The organism is Kribbella sp. NPDC000426, assembly GCF_040300265.1.
Taxonomy (GTDB): domain Bacteria; phylum Actinomycetota; class Actinomycetes; order Propionibacteriales; family Kribbellaceae; genus Kribbella.
The window spans coordinates 666,723-684,047 of the sequence record NZ_JBEPDK010000002.1; the positions used below are offsets into that span (position 1 = coordinate 666,723).

General features: G+C 66.9%; 16 protein-coding genes and 1 other RNA gene. 8 read left to right on the forward strand and 9 right to left on the reverse strand.

Annotation, left to right across the window (positions count from 1 at the left end):
• Positions 1-53 precede the first annotated feature (53 nt).
• Entirely contained in the window at positions 54-3,245 is a 3,192-nt protein-coding gene (locus ABT313_RS10965) for a S8 family serine peptidase (RefSeq protein ID WP_350851016.1), read from the reverse strand.
• A gap of 191 nt (positions 3,246-3,436) precedes the next feature.
• Between ABT313_RS10965 and ABT313_RS10970 the strand changes: the two genes are divergently transcribed.
• Positions 3,437-4,168 (forward strand): DUF899 domain-containing protein, encoded by a 732-nt coding sequence (locus ABT313_RS10970; protein WP_350851018.1) that lies wholly within the window; start codon positions 3,437-3,439, stop codon positions 4,166-4,168.
• Between the two features lie 18 nt (positions 4,169-4,186).
• Here ABT313_RS10970 and rnpB read toward each other — a convergent pair.
• An RNA gene (gene rnpB, locus ABT313_RS10975) (RNase P RNA component class A) lies at positions 4,187-4,593 on the reverse strand.
• A 10-nt stretch (positions 4,594-4,603) separates the two neighbouring features.
• Entirely contained in the window at positions 4,604-4,972 is a 369-nt protein-coding gene (locus ABT313_RS10980; RefSeq protein WP_350851020.1) for a DUF952 domain-containing protein, read from the reverse strand.
• A gap of 44 nt (positions 4,973-5,016) precedes the next feature.
• On the opposite strand from ABT313_RS10980, the gene ABT313_RS10985 reads away from it, so the two are divergent.
• The 3 genes from ABT313_RS10985 to ABT313_RS10995 all read left to right on the forward strand — a co-directional run bounded on the left by ABT313_RS10985 (position 5,017) and on the right by ABT313_RS10995 (position 8,847).
• The gene (locus tag ABT313_RS10985) at positions 5,017-6,492 is read left to right on the forward strand and encodes a S10 family peptidase (RefSeq protein ID WP_350851022.1); all 1,476 of its coding nucleotides are present in this window, start codon (positions 5,017-5,019) and stop codon (positions 6,490-6,492) included.
• Positions 6,489-6,944, forward strand: a complete 456-nt coding sequence (locus ABT313_RS10990; RefSeq protein WP_350851023.1) for a GNAT family N-acetyltransferase — start codon at positions 6,489-6,491, stop codon at positions 6,942-6,944. The genes ABT313_RS10985 and ABT313_RS10990 overlap by 4 nt, the downstream gene beginning before the upstream one ends.
• A gap of 88 nt (positions 6,945-7,032) precedes the next feature.
• Complete coding sequence (locus ABT313_RS10995) at positions 7,033-8,847, forward strand: DUF222 domain-containing protein (protein ID WP_350851025.1); 1,815 nt, start codon at positions 7,033-7,035, stop codon at positions 8,845-8,847.
• Between the two features lie 667 nt (positions 8,848-9,514).
• Here the strand turns inward: ABT313_RS10995 and ABT313_RS11000 are convergent.
• The 3 genes from ABT313_RS11000 to map are packed head-to-tail and all read right to left on the reverse strand — an operon-like array spanning position 9,515 to position 12,013.
• On the reverse strand, positions 9,515-10,906 hold the full coding sequence (locus tag ABT313_RS11000) for a mercuric reductase (RefSeq protein ID WP_350851027.1): 1,392 nt from the start codon (positions 10,904-10,906) through the stop codon (positions 9,515-9,517).
• A 52-nt stretch (positions 10,907-10,958) separates the two neighbouring features.
• Positions 10,959-11,168, reverse strand: coding sequence for a hypothetical protein (locus ABT313_RS11005; protein ID WP_350851029.1), 210 nt, complete (start codon positions 11,166-11,168; stop codon positions 10,959-10,961).
• Positions 11,165-12,013, reverse strand: a complete 849-nt coding sequence (gene map / locus ABT313_RS11010) for a type I methionyl aminopeptidase (protein ID WP_350851031.1) — start codon at positions 12,011-12,013, stop codon at positions 11,165-11,167. Before map ends, ABT313_RS11005 begins: the two co-directional genes overlap by 4 nt.
• A gap of 53 nt (positions 12,014-12,066) precedes the next feature.
• On the opposite strand from map, the gene ABT313_RS11015 reads away from it, so the two are divergent.
• On the forward strand, positions 12,067-12,255 hold the full coding sequence (locus ABT313_RS11015) for a hypothetical protein (protein ID WP_350851033.1): 189 nt from the start codon (positions 12,067-12,069) through the stop codon (positions 12,253-12,255).
• Between the two features lie 93 nt (positions 12,256-12,348).
• Here the strand turns inward: ABT313_RS11015 and ABT313_RS11020 are convergent, their stop codons facing one another.
• A complete protein-coding gene (locus tag ABT313_RS11020; protein WP_350851035.1) occupies positions 12,349-12,942 on the reverse strand; it encodes a histone H1 in 594 nt (197 codons plus the stop codon).
• Positions 12,943-13,234: 292 nt separating this feature from the next.
• On the opposite strand from ABT313_RS11020, the gene ABT313_RS11025 reads away from it, so the two are divergent.
• Entirely contained in the window at positions 13,235-14,005 is a 771-nt protein-coding gene (locus ABT313_RS11025; RefSeq protein ID WP_350851037.1) for a helical backbone metal receptor, read from the forward strand.
• 61 nt (positions 14,006-14,066) lie between these two features.
• On the forward strand, positions 14,067-14,243 hold the full coding sequence (locus tag ABT313_RS11030) for a hypothetical protein (RefSeq protein ID WP_350852146.1): 177 nt from the start codon (positions 14,067-14,069) through the stop codon (positions 14,241-14,243).
• Here the strand turns inward: ABT313_RS11030 and ABT313_RS11035 are convergent.
• Positions 14,240-14,737: an NUDIX hydrolase gene (locus ABT313_RS11035; RefSeq protein ID WP_350851039.1), complete on the reverse strand. Its 498-nt coding sequence runs from the start codon at positions 14,735-14,737 to the stop codon at positions 14,240-14,242. The two genes, ABT313_RS11030 and ABT313_RS11035, sit on opposite strands and share 4 nt — an antisense overlap.
• 89 nt (positions 14,738-14,826) lie before the next feature.
• Here ABT313_RS11035 and ABT313_RS11040 point away from each other — a divergent pair, with 89 nt between their 5' ends.
• On the forward strand, positions 14,827-15,726 hold the full coding sequence (locus ABT313_RS11040) for an aldo/keto reductase (protein WP_350851041.1): 900 nt from the start codon (positions 14,827-14,829) through the stop codon (positions 15,724-15,726).
• Here ABT313_RS11040 and ABT313_RS11045 read toward each other — a convergent pair.
• Positions 15,671-17,314, reverse strand: a complete 1,644-nt coding sequence (locus ABT313_RS11045; protein ID WP_350851043.1) for an alpha/beta fold hydrolase — start codon at positions 17,312-17,314, stop codon at positions 15,671-15,673. The genes ABT313_RS11040 and ABT313_RS11045 overlap by 56 nt on opposite strands.
• Positions 17,315-17,325 lie beyond the last annotated feature (11 nt).

The following is a 17,325-nucleotide window of genomic DNA, read 5'->3' on the forward strand; positions in this document are numbered from 1 at the left end:
CGGCACGCGTGGGTCGGAGTTCCCTACTGTGTTCCCTACTGAGTTCCCTACTGTCAGCTAACGGACTGGATGATCACGTCCCCGGAACCGATGAGGACGTTCGCGTCCGTCCGGACCTCCACGTTGCCGTAGAGAACCCGCCCGGAAGCAGGTGCCGCGGTCGGCGTCACTGTCGCCGGTGCGGTCCACACCGCGCCTGCTGCTCGCAGTGCGTTGGCATCCGACACCGCGATGCTGCCGTACGCCGGATTGGCGAGCACATCGCGATAGTTGTACGTCGTCGACCCCGACGGCACCGCGAACCCGTCGACGAGGATGATCCAGATGCCTGCCGCCGGGTTGTTCACGGTGATCGACTCCACGGCGGTGCTGCCCGCGCTCTGCGCAGCCAGCACGCAGCTTCCGCTCGAGCAGTTGTACGCGAACAGGTCGAGGTCGGCGTTGAGATCACTCGCACCGCCGATCGCGGCCTTGAGCGTGGTCGTCCCCGGCGTCACGTTCACCTGGAACTGTTGCTGCGCGCCGTCCGCGATCGTCGGGGTGGCCAGCCTCGCGCTGCCCAATGCGGTCCCGACAGCCCTACCGGTGAAGGCGCCCTGCAGGTTCGTCATCGTGTACGACCGGCTGATCGGCTGCCCCAGCGTGCCGCTGGCGATGACGTCGGGGTTCGGCGACACCGATGCCCCGAGCAGCGACGCCGTCAGCGTGTACGGCGTGTTCAGCAGGTCCGACGTACGCCGGGCCTCGACGGTGATCTCCCAGACGCCGGGCAACGGGTTGTTGACCGTACGACTGAGCGGATTCGAACACGTCCCGCCGGGAACCGGCGGGCTGTAGCAGTACAGGCTGTTGGTCTCGGCGTCCTCGCTGGGCAGACCGTACGGGCTGAAGCGCAGGAAGCGCGCCTGCCCGGTGCCGGCCGTCGCGTCCGGACCGGACAGATCCACCTTGAGAGCGGTGACGCCGGCGGGGACCCGGAAGAAGTAGCTGGTCGTCTGGTTGCGGCCGATCTTCCCGGAGACCGTCTTCGACGGAGCCGCCGTCGACAGCTCGTTCGGCACCACGACCGTGTTCAGGGTCTGGAACTCGATCCCCGGTGAACTGGTGTCGTCGAACTGCAGCAGTGCCGAGTGCGCGCCGACGGACTTGGCCTTGACCAGGACCGGCAGCGACACGTCCGTGTTGAGCGGCAGCATGACGTTGCCGGCGGTGACGAACGTGCCGTCGCCACTGAGCCACGACAGCTTGTACTTCACAGTGCCGGCCGGTCCGGAGGTACGCCGCAACGTGTAGGTGCGGGTGTACTGCGTACCGAGGACGACGCCCTCACGGTCGTTGATGCCGATACCGACACCCGGTGTCGCGAGGAAGCCGGACAGCGCCGTACTGACCGGGACCTTCGCGGTGATGGTGTCGGTCCGCGGGAGCTTCTTCAGCAAGTTCCACGCGGCGTTGACGTTGGCCAGGCCGTTGCCCTGCTCGTAGGCGCTGTAGTCGGTGAGGAACCGGGCCGACGAGAACAGCGACTTGCGGAGTTGCGCGGGCGTGACCGTCAGGCCGTTCGCCTTGGCGGCGCTGAGCAGGAGCGCGCCGGCGCCGGCCATCTGCGGCGACGCCATCGACGTACCTTGGAACATTCCGTAGCCCGGTGGCAGCGTGTACGTGCCGACGACCGGTTGCCCTGGCTGCCAGGTCGGGACGGTGGATATCGCCGAACCCGGTGCCACGATCTCCGGCTTGAGCGCGCCGTCCTCGGCCGGGCCGCGGGACGAGAACGGGTGCAGGTTCTCGGCCGGACCGGTCTTCGAGCCGTAGTTCGCCAGCCAGCTCGCGCTGGTGATGTACGAACCGACGCTGACGACCTTCGTCGCCACGGCCGGGTCGCCGATCGTGTTCATCCCCGGTCCGCTGTTGCCGGCCGAGAAGAACATCTGCACGCCGTACGTGTCGATCAGCGAGTTGTACAGCTGGGCGCGGGCGTTGTTGCCGTCGTTCAGCGCCGGCAGGCCGCCGATCGACATGTTGATCACGTTCACGTGCGCCTGGGTGACCGCGTAGATCATGCCCTCGAGCAGGGCGTGATTCGTGCAGCCCGCGATGAACAGGCAGACCCGGACCGAGACCAGCTTCGCGCCCGGTGCGGCGCCGCTCATCTTGCCGCCGAGCAGCTTGTTGCCGGCCACGATGCCCGCGACGTGCGAACCGTGCGCGCCGGAGACGATCCCGATGTTCACCACGTTGTCGGCCGGGTCGGTCTGCACGACGAACGGCATCGACTCGTTGATCGGCGTGGCCGGGTTGTCGGTACCGAACGTGCCGACGTCGTAGTTGACCTTGTAGTCGGTCATCGCCTGGTCGTCGGCGAACGTGCCGTTCTGGTTCGTGTCCACCCAGACCTTGCCGGCGGCCTTGTTCCAGGCGACGCCGAACAGGCCGGACGAACCGGCCGGGTTGCCGTCGCGGTTGACGTCGTTGCCGAGCTCGCCGCCCAGCCGCGGATCGCGTTCGTTGAAGGTGCCGGTCTGGACAGTGCCCTCGCCGGGGAGGCCGACCGTGCTGCCGTCGACCGTGGTGTTCATCTGGATCCACGTCGGGTCGTTGTCGGCGTTCGTGCTGCCGACGAACGTCGGGTCGGTGTAGGTGACCCAGTCGACGATCTTCCGCTCACCGGTCGACGTGGTGTTCAGCGCCGGGTGGCTGAGGTCGACACCGGTGTCGAGGATGCCGACGGTGACGCCGCGGCCGTCCCACGCCGGGTTCTGGTTGACGAACTGCGCCGAGCCGATGTCACCGGTCGGCATGTACGGGTTGACCCGCGGAGTCGTCGCCTTCGGCGGCGGCTGCGGCGCCGGATCCACGGTGCCTTCCGGCCGCGGGTCCTCGAGCGGGATCACCTCGTCGACGTCGGCCGCCTTGACGCCCACCACGTTCGCGACGTCCTCGGCCTTGTCGATATTGATCTTGACCCGCAGGTACCCGATCGAGTCGGTGCGCTTCTCGACGGTTCCGCCGAGCTTCGCGACCTGCTTGGCAACTTCGTTGCTCTGGCCCTTGTCGGCGGCGACCAGCAGCGTGACCGTCTTCTGGCCCTTGGTCCGTGCCTTCTGCAACAACACCTTGTCGCTGTAGCCGAGATCCTTCTTCGGTCGCGGCGGATCGGCCGCGGCCGGTGTTACTCCGATCAGCGTCCCGACGAGAACCGCCGAGAGCGCGAGAACCCCGAATCTCCTGGTTCGAGACAGCATTGTCCGAATCCCCTCCCCATGACCCCGTGTACGTGACTCGTTACAAGCTCGTGGACCCCCCGAAGCACGGTCGCACCAAAACCCGTTCATCGCCAGATCTCGACCCCACTCAAATTTCCGTGCCGCCGGATGTCGAATTCGTCCGGCCGGCTCCGACGTCGCCGGTGAATCCCCATGTCGAGGAGGCTGGAATGAACTTGCCCGAGGTCGTGTCCCGGGAGGACTGGCTGGCCGCGCGGGTGGCGCTGCTGGCGGAAGAGAAGGCGTTCACAAAGCAGCGGGACGCGCTCAACACGCGGCGTCGCGAGCTGCCGATGGTGCTCGTCGACAAGCCGTACGCGTTCATCGGCGACGGCGGTCCGGCCGGTCTGCTGGAGCTGTTCGAGGGGCGGGACCAGTTGGTCGTGTACCACATCATGTACCAGCCCGACTGGGACGCGGCGTGCCCGAACTGCACGGGCTTCGTCGACGAGATCGGCTCGCTGGAGCACCTCCACGGCGCGAACACGTCGTTCGCGCTGGTGTCGCGGGCGCCGTACGAGAAGCTGGCCGCCTACCGGGCCGCGCGGGGCTGGGTGTTCCCGTGGTACTCGTCGTACGGGAGCGACTTCAACTACGACTACCAGGTCACGCTGGACGATTCCGTCGTACCGTTCGTCTACAACTACCGCAGCAAGGCTGAGTGGGACCAGCGCCCCGGCAACGACTTCGTCCAGCAGGAGCAGCCCTTCGACCTGCACGGTCTGAGCTGCTTCCTCCGGGTGGGCGACGAGGTCTACCACACCTACTCGACCTACGGCCGCGGCCCGGACTCGATGACCTTCACCCCGACTGCCCTCGATATGACCGCCCTGGGGCGTCAGGAGCCCTGGGAGAAGCCCGCGGGCCGGAGCGTCCGGCCGGACGACGACCACTGTCACTAGCGGTTCGAGGGTGGAACGGGAACGGGTCGGTCATGTAAGCCGGATTCTGTCGAGTGCGATCATCCATCTACGGTGACCGTTGCCGGGCACCTCCAGCGGCCTACCCGCGAGCTCGGGCGGGCCGCCCTCGAACGCTCGCGCGGACGCCGGTTGCCCGGCGCCCTTCTTGGCCTTGCTCCACGTGGGGTTTACCTAGCCTCCGCAGTCACCTGTGGAGCTGGTGGTCTCTTACACCACCGTTTCACCCTCACCCGCACTCCCATGAACCACGGGGTTCATCGGAGCCGCTGGCGGTCTGTTCTCTGTGGCACTGTCCCGCGGGTTACCCCGGGTGGGCGTTACCCACCACGCTGCCCTGTGGAGTCCGGACTTTCCTCGGCGCCCTGGCGATGAAGCCTGGACGACGCGATCGCCCGACCGACCCGTTCCGTCCCCTCAGGATACGGCCTCCGCGGACACCTCCGGCCACAGGCCGTCGGCGCCCCGCTCGTACGGGCGGACGCCGACCACCGCGTCCAGGTTCAACGGGCCGTAGATGTGCGGGAAGCTCATCCCGGTCCCGTCCAGGTCCTCGTCGCACAGGGCGGACACCAGCCGCGCGGTGTCGATGACCAGCAGGCAGAGCGGCTGGTCCACGTCGTCGTACGCGAAGTTGGCCACCATCGCGACCTGCTCGGGCCGGGACGCGTGGATGAACGTGGCGCCGTCGTCGAGGCTCTTGCCGCGGGTCGACCACCGGTAGCACCCGGCCTCGCGCGCAGCCTCCCACTGGTCCACGAACGCGATATGAAGAATCGTCGCCATAAACCCAACGCTAGCGGCTGCGGCGGTGGATTAAGGTGCTCGACATGGCGAACGAGGAGCAGTCGGAGACCGAGACCGAGACCAAGCCCGCGAAGCCGGTCGACGACTTGGTGACGTCGCAGCACACGATCACCGTCGACGGGCAGGAGTTGCGGTACACGGCGACGACCGGCCGGATCGTGCTCCGCGAGGAGGTGTACACCGACGGCAAGTTCGAGGGGCTCAAGCCGAAGGCCGAGGTGTTCCTGACGGCGTACACGCTGGACGACGCCGACGCGGCGGACCGTCCGGTGACGTTCGCGTTCAACGGCGGGCCGGGCTCGTCGAGTATCTGGCTGCACCTCGGGCTGCTCGGGCCGCGCCGCGTGGTGTCCGGCGACGTGGGTGAGCTCGCGCCCCCGCCGTACTCGATCGTCGACAACGAGGAGACGCTGCTCAAGTACAGCGACGTCGTGTTCATCGACCCGGTGTCGACCGGGTTCTCGCGCGCGGTCGAGGGGGAGAAGCCGGGGGACTACCACGGGTTCACGCGCGACCTGGAGTCGGTCGGCGAGGTGATCCGGCTGTGGACGTCGCGGAACGGGCGGTGGATGTCGCCGAAGTTCCTGGCCGGCGAGTCCTACGGGACGACGCGGGCGGCCGGGCTCGCCGCGCATCTGCAGCAGCGGTACGGGATGTACCTGAACGGCGTCATGCTGATCTCGGTCGTGCTGGAGTTCGGCACGCTCGACTTCACGCCGGGCAACGACCTGCCGTACACGCTGTTCCTCCCGACGTACGCCGCGATCGCGCACTACCACGGTCTCGTGCCGGACCAGACGCTCGAGGAACTGCTCGCCGACGCGGAGCGGTTCGCGGCCGGCCGGTACCCGAATGCGCTTGCCCAGGGCAACCGAATCCCGGCGGACTACCGCGCCGAGGTCGTCACCAGGCTGGCCGCGCTGACCGGACTCAGCGAGGACTACATCGACCGGGTGAACCTGCGGATCGAGCACGGGCGGTTCTTCGCCGAACTGCTGCGGGGGCGCCGGCAGATCGTCGGTCGCATCGACGGCCGGTTCACCGGCTGGGACCCGGACGCCGCGGGCGAACGCCAGGACCGCGACCCGTCGATGAACGCGATCACCGGTCCGTACGCCGCTGCGCTCAACCACTACGTGCGGGTCGAGCTCGGCTACGAGAACGACCTCCCGTACGAGGTCCTCAACATGGACGCCGCCAAGAACTGGTCCTTCAAGGAGTTCGAGGGCCAGCAGATCATGGTCGCCGACAAGCTCGCCGAGGCGATGCGCGTCAACCCACACCTGAAGGTCTACGTCGCCTCCGGCCACTACGACGGCGCAACCCCGTACTTCGCCACCGAACACACCCTGGCCCGCCTCCAGATCCCCGCGGAGCTGACGGCGAACATCGAAACCAAGTACTACCCAGCCGGCCACATGATGTATGTCCACGAATCCTCCCGTATCCAACAGTCCAACGACCTCGGCACCTTCATTACCGGCTCCTCCAACCGATGATCCTGATCCGCCACCCGGGCCCGACGCAGCCGATCGCCGTCCCAGGCGTCGTACTGCGCCCGCCCGCGGTGGCGGATGCAGCCGCTCTGGCCCGCCTGTACTTCGATGCCTACGAGCCGGGTATCGCCGCCGACTCCGAGCAGGACGCACTCGACGACATCAACCTCACCTTCGAAGACGGCTACGGCGTACTCGCGCCGACGCTCAGCCGCCTCGCCTGGGCAGACGAAGAACTGGTAGGCGCACTCCTCGTCGTCGAACGCGCCCCATGGCCTGACACTCCTGACTGCCCTTTCATCATCGAACTCTTCACCGCACGCACCCGTCGGCGGCAGGGAATCGCGCGGTTGTTACTGACCTCCTGTGCGGCGACAACCGTTGCGTTGCGAGTCGAGGAGGACAACGCTCCAGCACTCACACTGTATCGGGATCTCGGCTTCCACGACGGATGATTCCTGGATCTGTGGATAAGCGAATCGCCTTGAAAATAAGGAGATTCCGGTTTGAGAAGTGTCGGCGGGTGTGTCTAGTGTTGTGGGCATGGAACTTCTGGGTGAGCGGCCGGTGTGGTCGATGAGCGACAGCGAGCTGCTGCCGACTCTCGACCAGGTGGATGCTGCCGTCGCCTCGTTGCTCACCTACCGCCTGCAGTTGATCGCCCGCGTCGACGAGTCCGGTCTGGCCGAGGAGCTCGGTGCTCGCGACACCGCCGAGCTGCTTGCCATGCGCCACCGCATCGACCGCCGCGAGGCGCATCGCGAGGTGAAGCTGGCTCGCAGCCTGCCGAAGTACGACGCTGTGTCGACAGCTCTGACCGACGAGACCCGGCCGCTGCGTCCGGCGCAGGCGAGTGCGATCGTCCGTGCGTTGGAGCGGGTTCGGTCCAGAGTGCCGGTAGAGGACCTCGATGTCGCCGAGGAGCAGTTGGTCAACCTCGGCGGGCACCTGGGCCCAGGTGAGCTTGCCAAAGCCGCGAAGCAGATCTGCGACCTGCTGGACTCCGACGGACCTGAGCCTGACGAGACAGCGGCGTACGCGCGTGAGTCGCTGACGCTGATCGAGGCGGAGAACGGCGTCAAGTTCCGCGGTTACCTGGCCAACGAGAATGCCGAGCTACTGCGATCGCGCATCCACGCCGGCGCCCGCCCGCACAAGACCGTCGACGGCGAGCTCGACCCGCGGTCCCGCGAGAAGCGCCAAGCAGACGCGCTCACGTCCACCCTGGCGATCGCCGCGGCAGCCGCGGAGACCGGCCTCAGGCCAGCAGCCACCAGCCGTCGCTCTGCGGAGGAGGCGTCCGGTGGCGATGCAGCCGATGACTCGTTCGCGTCGTGTCCGGGAGGCTGGGTGCCTGGATTCGGCGCGAAGGCGAACATCACCGTCACGATCGATCTCGAGGACCTGAAGTCTGCCACCGCCGACGCGACCGGCAACCTCGTGTACGGCGATGGTCTCTCGGCCGCGGCAATCCGGCGGATGGCCTGCGACGCGAAGATCATCCCGCTGGTGCTCGGCTCGAACTCCGAGCCGCTCGACGTCGGCCGGGCCGAGCGCCTGGTCACGCGAGCGATGCGCCGAGCACTGAACGTCCGCGACAAAGGCTGCGTCGTCTGTGGCGCCCCGCCGATCCATTGCGACGCCCATCATCTCCGGTCGTGGATCGACGGCGGCGAGACGGCAATCTCCAACCTGGTGCTCCTCTGCCGCGCACACCACAGAGCCCTCCACGACGGCCACTGGGTCATCACCATCACAGCCGGAGAGGTCCACGTATCCCGCCCGGCCTGGGCCGACCCACCACCCCAACCAAGACCAAACCTGTCACCCCTCTCCGCGACGCGCGCCCCCTCGCGCCCAAACAGCCACGTCACGACAAACCCCGACATGCCCTCCCCACCGGCGACACCACCGGAGGCCTCACTGACGACTCCGTCGGCGACTTCACTGGCGACTGCACTGGCGACACCACTTAGGACACCGTCGGCGACACCGTCGGCGACACCACCGGCGACACCACCGGCGACACCACCGGCGACACCACCGGCGACACCACCGGCGACACCACTGAGGACTCCGTCGGCGACTTCACTGGCGACTGCACCGGCGACACCGGGGACCGGCGGGTCGGCCGTTCCCCGTTCAAGTCAGCACACGGGTCGATGGTCCGCCGACGAAGAGACACTGAAGCAGACCGCACCCTTCGCTGATCCGCCGACAGATTTAATCCCCGCGGAATCCGACGGCCACCTGCCCGAGGACTCTCACGGACCAGAGGAGGGCACACTGGCGGAGGACCGTCTGGTTCGCGAACAACGTTTGGTGCTCGAGGATCGCTCGGACTTGAGGATCGCATGAGCTCCAAGGCCGTCCTGGCATCTGAGGATCGCAGCGCGACCCGCGACGTCGACCGCGTCAGGGTGTACAGCGGTGCGTTCGGGAGAGCGCGAGAACCCTCCGGCGCTTCCCGGCAATCGCGTGCTTCCTGACGACTACAACTAGGTGCTGGCCGGCGGCCACCTGCTGGCTGAGGACCGGCGTCGGGGGAGTTGGGGAGCGTCTGGGGCGTGAGGAGCTGCTTGGCGTGTGAGGAGCGCGGCCCGACAGGCGACTTCGACCGGGTGAGGGGTGACGGTGTAGGGGACGCGTTCGGCGCGGTGGTGTGCGAAGACCCTTTGGTGCCCGGAGGGCCTTTGTGTCTGAGGACCCTTTTGTGTGTCTGAGGACTACACGCTGCTCGACGACCCCACGCCGCTCGACTGACCATTGGTTGCTTGGCGGCGGTGTTGCTCGGCGGCGACGTACCGCTTTGAACGACTGCGTGGTGGTCGACACCCGGTGTGGTCGACGACTGGGCGGTGGCCGGCGGTCTGCCGTCTGAGGAACGGGTGGTTCGGGGGACTGCTCGTTGGTTGTGGTGGGGTCGGTGACGTGCGTAGTGCCGTCGGTTGCCGATGGCAATGGTCAGGTGTGATCGCGGCAGGGATACCCCGTGGTTTGCGGTTGCCGGGTGAGGGCCGGTCGGTCAGCTGTCGGTTTCGAAGAGGGCGAACAAGCTGTTGAGGCCTTCTGACAGGAGCGGGTGGGTGAAGATCGCGCTCGACATGGCCGTGTAGGTGAGGTTGCCGAGCATGGCGACCTGGATGATGCTCATGAGCTCGCCGCCCTCGGCGCCCAGCATCGCGCAGCCGAGGATCTGCCCGGTGTCCGCGTCGACCACGGCCTTGAGGAACCCGCGCGTCTCGCCGGTCTCGAGTGCCCGGATGACAGCGCTCATCGGGAGCTTGGCGACCCGGATCCTGCGGCCCTGGGCACGAGCCTCCCGTTCGGTGATGCCGACGCGACCGAGCTGCGGATCGATGAACACTGCGTACGGGACGAGCCGGTCCCGGATGCTCGCCTTCTCCTGCCGTACCAGGTTGGCGTGCAGGACGCGGTAGTCGTCGTACGACAAGTGGGTGAATGCCGGGCCGCCCTTCACATCACCCATCGCATAGACACCAGGGACAGAGGTTTCGAGGTACTCGTCGACCTCGACGAAGCCACGGTCGTCGAGCCGAAGGCCGGCTGCGTCGGGCGTCAGTGCCTCGGTGTTCGCGACGCGACCGATCGCCGACAGCAGGTGGGAACCTTCGAGCTGTTCCTCCCCGTCCGGTGTCTGGACGATCAGCCGGATGCCGTCGCCGGCCTGCTCGACCTGAACCGGCGAGGACGATGTGAGGACCGTGATGCCGTCGGCGCGCAAGATGCCGGCCACCTCGTCCGAGACATCGTCGTCCTCCAGCATCAGCAGGCGGGCAGCGCTTTGGACGATGGTGACCTCGCTGCCGAACCGGCGGAACATCTGGCCGAACTCGAGGCCGATGTATCCGCCGCCCAGGACGATCAGGTGCTCCGGCACCTCGTCCAGCTCCATGATCGACGTGGAGTCGAGCACAGGTACGACGTCCGTGCCGGGGATCTCGAGCGTCGCGGCCCGCGTTCCGGTGTCGATGACGATCGTCGGCGCGGTCAGCTGTCGTGTCCCGCCGCCTGACAGGGTGACCTCGACTGCTTTGGGTCCGATGAAGTGCGCTTCGCCTTCGATCAGGTCGAGGCCGTTCTGCGCCAGACGGCTCGCATAGTTCTGCCGCGCGCCGGCGACCATGGCCCGCTTGCGCTCGCGTACCGCGGCCAGGTCCACCGAGACCGGACCGACGCGTACGCCGAACTCCGCGCTGCGGCGTGCCTGGTAAGCGATGCGAGCGCTCGCCACCAGGGTCTTCGTCGGTGTGCACCCGGTGTTGACGCAGACGCCGCCGAGCAGGCCGCGCTCGATCAGCGCTACCCGCTGGCCCGCTTTGGCCAGGTCGACGGGCAGAAACCGTCCACCCTGGCTGGTCCCGATCACAATCGCGTCGTACTGCTCAGCAGTCACCGTCCCATTGAAACAGCAATACCCGCCTTTGTCGGTTACCGCTGTCCTACAGCTACGGGTAGATGCGGAACCCCGAGAACGCGCGGTGATCGAAGGACTTGTAGAAGTCGTCCGCGGTGTCCGTCACCAGGTCAACCCGCAACGCCCCGGTAAGCGGAGCCGCGTACTCGACGAGCCTGCGACCGACGCTCGGCCAGCGCTCGGCTTCGCACAGTGCGATGATGCCCGCGAGGTGGGTGGGCTCGTAGTGCGTGATTGTCACGGGAGGGTGAGGACTTCGGCGCCGGTTTCGGTTACTACCAGGGTGTGTTCGAACTGGGCGGTGCGGGACTTGTCCTTGGTGGTGGCGGTCCAGCCGTCTTCCCAGAGGTCGTACTGGTAGGTGCCGAGGGTGAGCATGGGCTCGATGGTGAACGTCATACCGGGCTCGATGACGTCGTCGAAGCGTTCGTCGTCGTAGTGGGGGATGATCAGGCCGGAGTGGAACGACGTGGAGATGCCGTGGCCGGTGAAGTCGCGGACGACGCCGTACCCGAAGCGCTTGGCGTAGGACTCGATCACGCGGCCGATGATGCTGACCTGCCGGCCGGGCTTGACTGCCTTGATACCGCGGTTCAGCGCCTCGAGCGTGCGCTCGACCAGCAGCCGGCTCTCCTCGTCGACGTCGCCGACAAGGAACGTCGCGTTGGTGTCACCGTGTACGCCGTCCAGGTACGCCGTGATGTCGACGTTGACGATGTCGCCGTTCTCCAGCGGGCGGTCGTCGGGGATGCCGTGGCAGATGACCTCGTTGACCGACGTGCACAGCGACTTCGGGTAACCGCGGTAGCCGAGCGTCGACGGGTACGCGTCGCGCTCGATCAGGTACTCGTGGCCGACCGCGTCGAGCTCGTCGGTCGTCACACCGGGCTTCGCCGCCGCGCCGACCGCCTGCAGTGCCTGCGCGGCGAGTTTGCTCGCCACCCGCATCTTCTCGATCAGCTCGGGCGACGTCACGTACGAACCGTCGAACGGCGTCGGCGCGGGCTTGTCGACGTACTCCGGGCGCGGGATGGATGCAGGTACGTCGCGGCGCGGCGAAATGACGCCAGCAGTAAGAATCGACATGGTGAGATCATTCTAGAGAGCTGCGACAAGACTCCCAGGAGGTGGTCATCCAGATGAGCGACGATCACAGCAACGAGTGGTACTACAACACCAAGACCGGCAAGGTGGAGCCGTACTCCGGTGCGAAGTCGGGCGACCGGCTGGGCCCGTACAGCTCCCCGGAAGAAGCCGCCCGCGCCCTCGAGAAGGTCCAGGAACGCAACGAGGCCTGGGAGAACGACCCGAAGTGGGACGACGACTGAGCAGGCCGCACCGGCCGCATGCCGAGGGGCACCACCGAACCGGTGGTGCCCCTCAGGTGTTCAACCGACGTCGCGCGACTGCGGACGTCTCGATCAGCGGGCTACCCGCTTGGCCGCGGTCTTACGCGCCGGGGCCTTCTTCGCCGGGGCCTTACGGACCGCGGTCTTCTTCGCCGCGACGCGCTTGGCCGGCGCCTTCTTGGCAGCGGTCTTCGCCGGTGCCTTCTTGGCGGCAACCTTCTTGGCGGCGGTAGCGCGCTTCGCCGGCGCCTTCTTCGCAGCCGTCTTCCGCGCGACGGTCTTCTTCGCCGTCGTCTTCTTGGCGGCGGTCGTGCGCTTGGCCGTCGTCGTCTTCTTCGCTGCCGTCGTCTTCTTGGCAGCAGTCGCGCGCTTGGCCGGCGCCTTCTTCGCAACGGTCTTGCGGGCCGTGACCTTCTTCGCCGGGGCCTTCTTCGCAACGGCCTTCTTGGCGGTGGTGGTCTTCTTGGCCGGCGCCTTCTTCGCCACCGTCTTCTTAGCGGCGGTCTTCTTGGCCGCACTCACCTTCTTCGTCGCTGTCTTCTTTGCTGCGCTGACCTTGCGCGCGGTTGTGGTCCGCTTCGCCGGGGCCTTCTTCGCGACAGTCTTCTTGGCGGGAGAAGCCTTTTTGGCTGTCGCCTTCCCTGCGGCTGCCTTCTTGGCTGGCACTCTGCCTCCTTGGTGCGGCTGAGGAAAACCACGGTGGATTCCTCGTCGTCATGATGATGACAACACTTGTGCGCCACGTAAAGCACCCGAAACGTCTGCAGGTTAAGGCGAACTGGCGGCAAAGAGCGGCGCAAATGCCGAAAATCCTTGTGCAGAAGGGATTCCGCCGTCCCGTGAGCATGCCGGACCAACCGAATAAATTCTTGGCGACACGCGGCAGAATCTGCCGTCAACCGCCCCGATCGGCGAGTGTTGTCCTCGGCAACGTCCTGCGAAGGTGAGGTGCAAGAGCATGTACGACGACCTCCACAACGCCGTCGAACTACCCGTCGACGTACGTCGTGTGGTCAGCATCGTGCCGTCGTTGACGGAGTCGATCGCGGTCACGCATCCGGCGCTGATCGTTGGTGCGACCGACTGGTGTACGCATCCCGCGGACCTCGACGTCGCACGTGTTCGCGGTACCAAGAATCCCGATCTCGAGCGCATCCGCGAACTCGCACCGGACGTCGTCGTCGCCAATCTCGAAGAGAACCGCGCCGTCGATCTCGACGCGTTGCGCGCGGACGGAATCGCGGTCTGGGTGACCGCGCCGACGACAGTGCCCGAATCACTCGACTCACTCGAACGCATGCTGTCCGCGATCACCGGCGACGTGCCGTCGTGGTTGCACGAAGCGCGAGCGGTCTGGACCACGTCGTACGACGGAATGCGCCGGCGTGCGGTGATACCGATCTGGCGGCGGCCGTGGATGGCGTTGGGACGGGACACGTTCGCGGGCGATCTGCTCGCCCGGATCGGCATCGACAACGTGCTCGCGGACGGCGCTGCTGATGAAGTCGCTCCGCTCGTTCATTCTGGCGAGCGTTATCCGAGGTTCGACCCGGACGCGTTACCGGAGTACGACATTGCCGTACTGCCGGACGAGCCTTATCCCTTTTCCGGCAGCGACGGTCCGGAGGCGTTCGGCAAACCCGCACGGTGTATCTCCGGCCGGCATCTCACCTGGTACGGCCCGTCGCTGGTCGAAGCGCGCGAACTGCTGACCGCGCAGCTGGCGTGACGTCCGCCACGAGCCGCTCTGTCATCTAGACGGTTAGGTATGCCTCACCTACACTCGCCGGGTGCCGTCGATGACCGCGAAGAAGAAGTGCTGCAAGGACAAGCCGAGGTGCAAGAAGTGCCCGGTGGTGCTGATGCGCCTGTCCAAGGCAGGCTGCGCCGAGCGTCTCGACAAGGTCCACTACAAGGTCGACAAGAAGGTCCCGAAGAAGGTCCTCAAGGCGGCCCGCGCCCGCTAGGACGCTCGCCGCAAGGTGATCGCGTCGGCGGCCTGCCGGAGCAGGCCGGGGATCGTCACGTGCGCGGCCTGACCGGTCGCCTCGAGGTCGTCGCCGTACCACCAGCCGTGCTTGCTGATGGTCTGCAGTTCGAGCTCCTCCTGGTTCGCGAACGTCACGTCGACGCGGTCCACCGCGACCGCGAAGAAGGTCTGGTGCTGGATGATCCGGCACCCGCCCCACTCGAACTCGATCGTGTTCGTCGCGACCGGCGTACCGAGCGCGTCGGCCGGCAGCACGATGCCGACCTCTTCGCGCAGTTCACGACTGGCTGCCTCACCGACGGACTCGCCGGCCTCGACGCCGCCGCCGATCGTGAACCAGTACGGCGTCTGCGGCTTCAGCGGGTCCCAGCCGTGCAGCAGCAGCACCTTGCCGTCCGGACGCACGGGCAGCACGCGGGCCGTCGTACGGCGGCGGACCGTTCCTGGTGGTGGCAGCTGAGATTCGCTCACACCACAAAACGGTAAGCGACCCGGGCCGTCGCATGCCCTCCGTTGCGGCGCGTCTCACATGGTTGCCGGGGACATCTACGATCGATGGTATGGCGAGTATCGGGCTTGGGCTGGCAGCGCTGGGTCGTCCGGGGTACATCAACCTCGGGCACGACGAGGATCTCCCGCCGGGGCGCGCGGTCGAGGATCTCCGGGTCCGCACGCACCAGTTGCTGGAGCAGGCCTGGCAGGCAGGTGTTCGGTACTTCGACGCCGCGCGTTCGTACGGTCTTGCCGAGAAGTTCCTCGGCGAGTGGCTCACGCCGGAGCGCCGTCCGCAACTCACGGTCGGGTCGAAGTGGGGCTACACGTACGTCGGTGAGTGGCGGCACGACGCGGAGACGCACGAGGTGAAGAGCCACGACCTCGCCACGTTCGAACGGCAATGGCCGGAGACCCTTCAAGCGCTTGGTGGGCCGCCGGACCTGTACCTCGTCCACAGCCTGACCGCCGACAGCCCGGCGCTGGACGACAAGAGTTTGCTCGACCGTCTCCGCGAACTCACCGACTCCGGCGTCCGCGTCGGCCTGTCCACGAGCGGTCCGCGCCAAGCCGAGACGCTCCGCAAGGCTGTCGACCTCGGTACGCCGTTCTCCGCCGTGCAAGCGACCTGGAACGTGCTAGAGCCCTCCGCCGGCTCAGCCCTGACAGAGGCGCACGAGGCAGGCTGGTTCGTCGTCGTGAAGGAGGCCGTCGCGAACGGGCGCCTCACCAGCCGTGCCGGTGAGACGCCCTTCAACGCGTTCGCGCACCAGCACGGCATCGCTCCCGACGCGCTGGCGATCGGTGCAGCCATGGCTCAACCGTGGACGGACATCGTCCTCAGCGGAGCCACGACTGCTTCCCAACTGGCGAGCAACCTCGCCTATCGAATCGACGGACCGTTGACCGAGTTCATCCAGCAGCCCGAGGAGTACTGGACCGAACGCTCGGCCCTACCGTGGATCTGAGTTCCTGCCGCAAAGCGGTGGCCCCGGAGCTGGCCTTCGCCGCAGCGGCCGCAGCCTCCGGCTGCGGAGCCGGCACCGGCGGGCACTTGACGTCGGACTGGTTGCCCGGCCGGCGAGGCGGAAGCGCACCGGTCTGCAGGTAGGCCACGATCAGGTCGTCGGTGCAGGCCACGCCGGACAGCGAACCGGCGTGCGTCGTACCGCCGACACCTTCGATCAGGACCGAGTGCGGGAACGTCTTGCGGGTCTGCAAGGCGCCCGAGTACGGCGTTGCCGCGTCGAGCGTCTCGTTGATCAGCAGCGCGCTTCGGACGTGACGACCGTCGACCTTCACCGGGTTGCCGGCCTTGGCGGGCCAGAACGCGCATGGCGCGTTGAACCAGGCGTTGTTCCAGGTCAGGAACGGCGCCTGGGCGTAGATGCGCCAGTTGTCGCGGCGCCACGTGTTCCAGTTCGTCGGCCACTTCGCGTCGGTGCAGGAGACGCCGAGGTAGACGGCGTACCCGTTGTCGTCGAACGGCGGCGAGCCGAACAGGTCGACCAGGGGAGCGGCGTCACGGTCGTGGACCCACCCCGCGAACGCGTTCGCGACGTCCACCCAGCCGTACACGTAGTACGCCGCCTGGGTGAAGATGTCGTTCCACTCGTCCGGCCCGATCTTGCCGTCGGCGGGATGGCCGATGAGTTTCCGCAGCTCGGCGTAGTACAGCGCCTCGACAGCGCGCTCGGTGGTGCCGAGATGCCAGACGGAGTTGTGCGCGGCGACGTACGCGAAGAACACCTTGACGCTCTTGTTGAACGCGAAGTCCTGGTCGAGGTTGGCGTCGTACCAGACGCGGGTCGCGTTCACGACGCCGTCGAAGATGACGCGGCGGAAGCGGTCCGGGTACAGCGTGCCGTACACCTGGCCGAGGTACGTGCCGTACGAGAAGCCGTAGTAGTTGATCTGCGGCGCGCCGAGCGCCTTGCGGATGCTCTCCATGTCGCGGACCGAGTCGAGCGTGGTCAGGTGACCGAGCAAGGCGTGCTGGGCGCTGTTGCAGGCCTTCGCGTAAGCCTTGGACCGGTTGATCCAGATCTGCTCGAGCTTCGGTGTCACCGGGACGTACAACGGCCGGTTGTAGCCGGCGTAGTCCGGGATGCAGCTCAGTGCGGGCTGGCTCGAGCCGACACCGCGCGGATCGAAACCGATCCAGTCGTATGCGTCGCCGGCGCCGTTCGGCACGAACTCACCGAAGATCGCGTAGATCAATCCGGACCCGCCGGGTCCGCCCGGGTTCACCAGCATCGGACCCTGTGCCTGCGAATCCGGAGTTTTGTGCATCACCCGCGACACCGCGAGCTTGATCTTCGTTCCACCCGGGTGGTCGTAGTCCAACGGCACCACGACGAACCCGCACTGCGCGCCCCGGCTGGCGAGCGTCGGATTTGTGCATGCTGCCCATTGGACCGGCGGTGGCGTGTAGCTTGCCGGCTTCTGGCCGGATGTACTGGACGGTGCGGCGCTCGCGGCTGGAATGGAGCTGATTACTCCGGCAACCAACGCGAACGAGACGCCTGCGGCAACGAATAATCGGCGAATTCTCATCGGCCCTCCCC